We start from the raw sequence: 6,627 nt of genomic DNA, 5'->3' as shown, positions 1-6,627 counted from the left end.
CGCGCGGACTGCACCATTTCGTTGAGTGCGTCTTCGCTCAGGAAGGCGGCTTCGCCTTCACTCTCATCGAAACCGCTGAGTGCCGAAACTCCTTCGTCGGAAGCGTAGACCTGAGGTTGGATTACGATCATCGTCAGGTCGGCCTGTCGGGAGATCAGCGTGTTGGCGTAGATCGGATTGGCGAGCACTTGCGCGCGCAGGTGGGCGAGGTCCTCCGCGTTCTCAGGCCAATCCACCATCAGTTCTTCGACGATCAGTCGCTCCTGATCTCCGCGCGTCGATCGCGCGTTGATCAAACTCGTGATGTCGTCGACATAGGGGAGTTCATTCTCGAGGGCGGTGTGGAACGCACGAAGTGTTTCGAGAAATTCCAGATCGAAGACCTCTGGCGGGGCGAGTGCGATCACGAGTGTGTCGTCGCGTTCGAATTCCGAGCGAAAGTCGTCGTAGATGGACAGGGCGGGATCGTCGGGCTGTAGCATCGCCTCGGTCGAAAAATCGGCTCGGAGTTCGGGAAGTTGGCCTATTCCGATGGCGCCGACGGCCAGGCTCGCCGCAATGACCAGAAACGGATGGCGGCAGACCCAGGTGCCCCAGCGCTGAAACAGGAATCCGGCTCGATCGCGGAAGTTCCTGTTCTTGCTCATTATCTTGCTCATGCTCTGGACCTCGCTAGAATATGGATACTGATTATATCGGATAGTGGAGAGTACTACTATCTATACAATTCGCAACCGAATCCAGGGGAGGCCATGCGAATCTCGGAACTGAGCCGCCAGACGGACGTACCGGTCACCCGGATCAAGTACTACATCCGCGAGGGTCTACTGCCACCCGGCGAACGCAGCCAGCGCAACCAGGCCACGTACGGGGAGGCCCACATCGACGCCTTGCGCTTGATCCGAGCGCTACGCGAGACGGCGGGCCTGTCCGTGGAAGCGGTGGGGGCCGTGATCGCAGAACTCAAGCGACCGTGGGCGGACGCGAATCCGATCAGCGCAGCGCTGGACAAGGTCTACCCGTTGCCCGATCGAAAGCGTTCCGAGAGCGAAGAACAGGCTTTCGCGCTCTTGCGCAAGGAAATCGCGGAGATGATGCGGGGCTTGACCTGGACTCTCGGGGACGAAACGCACTGGAACATCGATCACCTGACCGACACGATGATGCAGCTTCGCGAGCACATTCCCCCGGGGATATCGGTCGAGACGCTGGGGCGTTTCGCCAATCTGGCCTGGGCCATCTCCGAGGCATGTTATGCCGGTTTCGAAGACCATGTCCCCAGCCCCGGAGATGATCTCGTCGATCCCACACGACGGGCCATTATGGGAACCATCCTCATCGAACAGTTGATTTCGCCCCTGGTCCGAAGCGCGCTCGCACTTCGTTCCCGCCACATCGGCGCGGGAATCAAGCCACCGCCCAGCTAGATGCCGGGATCTATACTCAGACTCTGGAAGCGAGTTTAGGCCGGTGCCCCTGCGAATGCCGGGCGGAGGTTTTCAGGATAGAATTCGCAGACAATCGCAATTCTGGCAATCGTCGTGACGAAGGAGCCCATGAGTTGATCCCGAACAAGGAAAAATCGCGGTGATGTGTCCATTCGCGCACGGGAATGAACTGCGAGTCGATGCCATGACGAAGACTGGTCATCGCCCCGGTCGAACCCGCGCCTTGTTGGCCGCGATCCTGCTCGTCGTCTGCTGGCCGAACCTCGGGCGGTCCGCTCCTGCCGGGACGCAGGAAGAACTTCGCGAAGAGACGCTGGCAATACTCGACTCCCTCTCCGGCTTGATCAGTCGCGGCGCAGATCAGATCACCGAAGAAAGCCAGGATCCCACCATTCACAAACGAGCACTGCTCTGGAAGTTGCGAATGATTCCGTACGCTCAGGACGCGGCATTTCTCGATGACCCGCGGCACGCATACGGCGCGCTTCTGGGAGTCACGATTTCTCAACGGCTTTATCTTACCGAAGGAGATGGGCGGAAGATCTTTGGAGACCAGCAAGCCTACGCTGTGCAGGCGGCGAAGGCTGCCGAGGCACAGGCCCGAGCCATCGGTTCCGGCTTTTTCACCGAAAAGGACCTGGAGCGGTTGAGCCTGCACGCCGAGAATTTGATACGCAAGCGTCCGATTGTCGGTTCCGGGTTCTCCGTTCCATCGATTGGGTTGTCACGGACTGATGCGAAGCAAGGTGGATTCGACTGGCTGCTGCGGGTGCCGATGGTTCCGTTCAAGGCCCTTACCGGTGTTAGCGATGGGGCAACCGCGATCAGGGACTTCAACGACACGGCGCTCCGCTTCTCGGCGATTGTCGAGGCGCTACCTGAGCAAATCCGCTGGCAGCTGGAATTGCTCGCTTTCGACTTCGAGAATCGTGCCACCGTTCGACGATCGCTCGCAGCTGTGGAGTCGTTGAGTACTTCCGCTGGGGTCGCGTCCGCGGCCATGGAACGCTTGCCCAAAGAACTCGAAGCGTTAGTTGGCCGGTCCGATGGAACGATCGCTGGAGTGAAAACGATCCTCGCCGAGGCCAGGGCATTGATCGCGCCGCTTCAGGCCGCCACCGACAGCCTGCGCGACGCGGGGCTCGCCTGGAACGAGGTGGTTCGTGGTAGCGATCGCGATGGGGAGGGATTCGAGGGGCGCCCATTCGATATTCGCGAGTGGGAAGCAACATTGAAAGAGACTTCGCGCGCCGCCGGGGAACTCCGGCAGCTCGCCGTGGAGTTACGAGAACTCGATGCAGGTCTTGAGGACGATGCCATCAAGATGGGATTGCTGCGAACCGTAGATCAGGCGCAGAGCAGAGCGCGGGACCTCGTCGATCACGCAGCCTTGCGCGTCTTTCAGGTCGGTCTGGCCTTCTTCGCGTTGCTCTTCATCTATCGACTGATGTCTTGGGTGCTCGCGCGTTCTCCCGACACTCGAGATGCGTGAGTTCATCCAGGAGAAAACATGTTTTTCACCCCCGGAAATTCGGCCCTCGCGATCACTTCCATACTGCTCGCGTGCCTGTCATTCGCAAAGGTCAGTGAGGCCGCCAAGCCAAACATTGTGATCTTCGTAGCCGACGATCTCGGCTGGGCTGATGTGGGCTTCCACGGGGAAGAGTCGATCGAGACTCCATCTCTCGACCGTCTCGCCCGCGAGGGAGTTCAACTCGACCGTTTCTACACCACGCCTATCTGTTCGCCGACGCGCGCGGCACTCATGACGGCTCGCGACCCGATGCGTCTCGGCATCGCATACGGGGTCATCATGCCCTGGCACACGATCGGCGTACATCCCGCCGAGCGTTTCATGCCCCAGAGCTTCCAGGCCGCCGGATATCAGACGGGTATGGTAGGCAAGTGGCATCTAGGTCATGCGCAGATGACCTACCATCCGAACCGACGCGGATTCGATCACTTCTACGGCCATCTCCACACCGAGGTCGGCTACTTCCCGCCGTTTGCGAATCAAGGTGGACGGGATTTTCAGCGCAATGGAGAATCGATCGACGATCAGGGCTATGAGACCTTCCTGCTGGCTGACGAGGCCTCGCGCTGGATTCGCGAACGAGACAAGGAGAAGCCGTTCTTTCTTTACATGCCGTTCATCGCACCGCATACACCACTGGACGCTCCGGAAGACTTGAAGCAGAAGTACGCCGATCTCGATGACGATCGAAAGCCCGCCCGAAGCCGCAACACCGATCTGACGCGCAGGATCAGCCGCCTCATGCTGCAGAAGAGTGCCAGGCCGATGTACGCGGCGGTCGTTGACGCCATGGATCAAGCGATCGGACGGGTTCTCGATACACTCGATGAGCAGCAATTGGCCAACGACACGATCGTGCTCTTTTTCAGCGACAACGGCGGCGCGGCCTACGCGACGGGTGGAGCTGACAATGTTCCGCTGCGGGGAGGAAAGGGCGAGACCTTCGAAGGTGGAATCCGCGTCGTGGCCGTCATGCGTTGGCCGGGCAAGTTGAAGGCGGGGAGTTCGTTTGACTCGATCATGTCGGTGATGGATGTCTTTCCCACTCTGGCGGCGGCCGCGGGTGTCGAGGCCCAGAGTTCGTTTGACCGCGACGGCCAGGATCTGTGGCCGGCGCTTCGAGACGGTCGGAAGCTCGCGCGAGACGAGTATCTGTTCTTCGCTTCCGAGACGCCGATTCACGGCAGCTTCAGCCTGACGGCGTTTGATGACGACTGGAAGCTCGTGCAAGAGGTGCGTCAGGGGCTTCTTTCTGCAGACGTGACCAACTACCTGTTTCGCATCGCCGACGACCCGTATGAAACGAACAACCTGGCATCCGAGAACCCCGACGTCGTCGCGACTATGGCGGATGCGATTCACGTGTGGCGGCAGCGCTATCCGGTCGCGGGCACGCGCAACGAACTCGTCCCCCCACCGGGGTGGCGAGCACCGCGAGACTGGACGAGCTACCCGATACCCCTTGACGCACTCCAGGATGCACCTGCGTCCGGAATGCCTCCGCCATTCGCGATCCGCCCACTCGACTGGCAACACGGAGAGGCCGGTCGACTCATCTACGATTGTGAACCTGTCGAGTTTCTCGGCGGTGGGTTGTGCAAGTAGCCGCACCGTTTCACACTCCCGGCTTTCGAAGGCTGATTCCCGCGATCGGAACTCTGGCTCTGGTATTCGTGGCCGCAGTTTCGAGTGCGGCCGAGAGGCCACCGCGCAACCCGTACCTCGCCGATTCTACCTATCCGCTCGGGCACGGCGAATCGGCGCAACAAGACGCACTCGATGTGGCTGGCCCCGAGGATCCCGGTCCGTCACTGGCCGCTTCTGAGATCCAGTATACCCACGTCGGGCCCGCTCATTTCGGCGCCTATACCTCGACTCCCTACTCCGATGGTCGGCGCGTCATTTGGAGCAACGGTATCGATCGCATCGTGAAGACGGACTTCGAATCTTATGCAGTACTGGCGACGCGCTGGGTTCCGGGTGCCCCTCGCTATCTGGAAAGCGAAGCGGAGGCGTCGATCAACGCTTTCGACGAATCCAATGAAGGTGCGTTCGCGATTTGGCGGGCTTTTCGGGAAGCCTCAAAACTGCGTAACCTCTCGAGCGTGTACACCGTGCTCGGCGTCGACAATACCTACTACATTGCGGACAAGAACGGCTCGATTACCGCCTATGGGGACGCGGACCCCGAAGATCCGGCCTCTGCGATCGTCGAGAAAGCGTTCTTCCGGTTTCCGGAATCGGTCACTGGCTTTGCAGTCGGCATGAACATGTCTTTCGACGGCTGGCTGATTGTGCCGACCGAACACGGTTACGTGCTTGCCGTCTCGCGGGATCTGAAGGAACATCACGTCATCCGCTTGCGGCACAGCGAAGGCGCCGAGAACAAGGCAACTCGTCCGACGGGCTACGGCTGGGTGCGCAACGGGGTTGCGATCGACGAGAGCGGTGGGCTCTATATCGCTTCGCAGGAGCACATGCACAAGCTGGTGTGGACCGGCTCACGGCTTTCAACCGATCCCGACGACGGAGCTTGGACGGCTCGCTATCTGAACGGCTGGGGTCACGGAACCGGTGCCACGCCTAGCTTGATGGGATTTGCTGAAGAGGATCGCTTCGTCGTAATCACCGATGGCGAACCGTTGATGAACATCTTGCTCTTGTGGCGCGATGCGATCCCGGAAACCTGGCAGACGCTTGCTGGAGCGCCCGACCGGCGCATCGCCGGTCTATTGCCGACCGATATGGATGCCCCGGATCTCGATGAAATCCAATCTGAACAATCGGTCGTGGTCGCCGGTTATGGCGCCCTGGTCGTCAACAACAATCCGCGCAACGTACCGTGGTATCTACCCGATCGAGCGGCAACGTTACTGATCAGCTACCTGGGGAGCGAACCTGCCTATCAGCCCTTCGGCGTGCAGAAGTTTCGATGGGATTCCACCACCCAATCTTTGCGCAAGGCGTGGGTCAATCGAGATGTGAGTTCTCCCAGCTGCGTCCCGATCGTCAGCTACCCGAGTGATCGCGTCTATTTCATAGGCGCGCGCGAAGATCGCTGGACGCTCGAAGCGCTCGAGTGGAGCGACGGCCGTTCCGCATTCCACACCGAGATCGGCGGTCAACGCTACAATCCGCTCTTCTCGGGCACGCTACTCGATGAGTATGGCCGTGTGCACTACGGAACGCCCTGGGGTCGGGTGCGACTCGTTCCTCACACGGTTGGGGAACTCAGGCCAGACTGAGTTCGCCCGCCTCCTTCGTACCTCGGCTTCCGGAACGGATCCGCCGAACTCTCCCGTTCAGAAGCCGCGCAGACTCGCGTAGCGGTCTTTGTGGTAGATCGCGTCGCCCAGAGTGAACTCGGCGGCCTTGGCGCGTTTGAAGAAGAGGCCGATTTCTTCCTCGTCCGTCATTCCGATGCCCGCGTGCATCTGGATCGCTTCTCGGGCAATCAAGTTCGCGACATCCGAGCAACGGGTTTTGACTGCGCTGGCCATCTGCGAAACGTCCGGCCGGTCTTCGTCCAGGGCGGTCACGGCTTCTCGTACCACGGAGCGTGCGAGTTCCAGATCGCAGAACATATCGGCGGCGCGGTGGCGCAGCGCCTGGAATGAGCCGATCTTGACGCCGAACTGCTCTCGG

Annotated in this window: 6 protein-coding genes; 4 read left to right on the top strand and 2 right to left on the bottom strand. The window is 60.3% G+C overall.

From position 1 onward, the window contains the following. Window positions 1-659: Fis family transcriptional regulator (locus GY725_15200; GenBank protein ID MCP4005535.1), on the bottom strand; the 659-nt coding region annotated here is incomplete at its 3' end. Between the two features lie 93 nt (window positions 660-752). Here GY725_15200 and GY725_15195 point away from each other — a divergent pair. From GY725_15195 to GY725_15180, 4 genes are all read left to right on the top strand, one after another. Beyond that, a complete protein-coding gene (locus GY725_15195) occupies window positions 753-1,427 on the top strand; it encodes a MerR family transcriptional regulator (protein ID MCP4005534.1) in 675 nt (224 codons plus the stop codon). A 205-nt stretch (window positions 1,428-1,632) separates the two neighbouring features. Next, window positions 1,633-2,940, top strand: coding sequence for a hypothetical protein (locus tag GY725_15190; GenBank protein ID MCP4005533.1), 1,308 nt, complete (start codon window positions 1,633-1,635; stop codon window positions 2,938-2,940). 18 nt (window positions 2,941-2,958) lie between these two features. Then, window positions 2,959-4,587, top strand: coding sequence for a sulfatase-like hydrolase/transferase (locus GY725_15185; protein MCP4005532.1), 1,629 nt, complete (start codon window positions 2,959-2,961; stop codon window positions 4,585-4,587). Between the two features lie 32 nt (window positions 4,588-4,619). Then, window positions 4,620-6,227 (top strand): hypothetical protein, encoded by a 1,608-nt coding sequence (locus GY725_15180; protein ID MCP4005531.1) that lies wholly within the window; start codon window positions 4,620-4,622, stop codon window positions 6,225-6,227. Window positions 6,228-6,284: 57 nt separating this feature from the next. Here the strand turns inward: GY725_15180 and GY725_15175 are convergent. After that, on the bottom strand, window positions 6,285-6,627 hold a 343-nt coding region (locus tag GY725_15175), incomplete at its 5' end, for an acyl-CoA dehydrogenase (GenBank protein ID MCP4005530.1).

It is taken from the genome of bacterium (assembly GCA_024226335.1).
Classification (GTDB): domain Bacteria; phylum Myxococcota_A; class UBA9160; order SZUA-336; family SZUA-336; genus JAAELY01.
The sequence above is the reverse complement of the archived record's forward strand: the minus strand, read 5'-3'. Positions and strand labels throughout refer to the sequence as shown.

Excerpts from the sequence above, each read along its gene's own strand:
- GY725_15195 (MCP4005534.1), top strand. The coding sequence starts at position 753 with ATGCGAATCTCGGAACTGAGCCGCCAGACGGACGTACCGGTCACCCGG.
- GY725_15190 (MCP4005533.1), top strand. The coding sequence starts at position 1,633 with ATGACGAAGACTGGTCATCGCCCCGGTCGAACCCGCGCCTTGTTGGCC.
- GY725_15185 (MCP4005532.1), top strand. The coding sequence starts at position 2,959 with ATGTTTTTCACCCCCGGAAATTCGGCCCTCGCGATCACTTCCATACTG.